We start from the raw sequence: 901 nt of genomic DNA on the forward strand, positions 1-901 counted from the left end.
CTAGTAGAGAGTCAAGGTTGAATTGAGGGATAAAGCCGCTTCAGTTTGACGCGAGCATCTGCGGTGGTAAATCGCCAATCGACCGTGTGGTTCTGAGCCTTTCTTGACTGTTGCCAAGCCGCGACTTCTTGCTGTAAGGGTGGCTGGTCTGGAATGCGACGATCTAAACATTGACGGGCTAAGACACTCAGTTCAATCTCTGCCATGTTTAACCAACTGCCATGCTGGGGCGTAAAGTGAAATTCGAGTTTGTCTAAGATTCGCCGCGCTTCGGCAGGGGGGAATGCCTTGTATAGTGAGGCGGCTCGATGAGTATTGAGTTGGTCTTGCACGACTACAATCTTCAGAGCATCTGGATCATGAACATCGACGAGTTGCTGCATTTGGGCTGCATAATCGAGTGCGGTGCGCTGGTCTGTGACGGCAACCTGCCGCCGAGCGGCTAAGGGTTCAAAGACCACGAATAGATTGCTGACCCCATTGCGCTCATACTCGCAGTCATAGCGTTCCGGTTGCCCTAGCTCCATCGCTATTGGAATCCGAGTTTCTTTCACCTGCTGCTTGCTGCTTTCATCAAAACAGACCACCGGATAGTTGGGGTCATCAGGACGGTGATAAACTTCCAAAACATCTTCCATGGCTGCCACAAATTCGGCATTGGCTTCGGGGGCAATCACCCAGCACTCCTTCAACCAAGGCTTGAGTTGGTTTTTTTTAGCGTTTTGCGAATCGTTTCATGAGAGATCTGCTCGACGTGTCCCAATTCCACCATCCGCTCGGCTAATAACCGCAACGTCCATCGGACTCGTCCCGTCGGGGCATCCGAGCAAGTTAGGGCAATCAAATGGGCTTCTTTTTCCCCGTCTAAACGCTGCACTCTTGGCTGCTGCCCTTGCTTGTA

General features: G+C 51.7%; 1 pseudogene. It reads right to left on the reverse strand.

Annotated features, from left to right (window positions below):
* Positions 1 to 11: 11 nt before the first annotated feature.
* A pseudogene (locus tag C7B65_RS27035) lies at positions 12 to 901 on the reverse strand (IS630 family transposase); the annotation flags it as partial.

It is taken from the genome of Phormidesmis priestleyi ULC007, assembly GCF_003003695.1.
GTDB classification, from domain to species: Bacteria; Cyanobacteriota; Cyanobacteriia; order Leptolyngbyales; family Leptolyngbyaceae; genus Phormidesmis_A; species Phormidesmis_A priestleyi_A.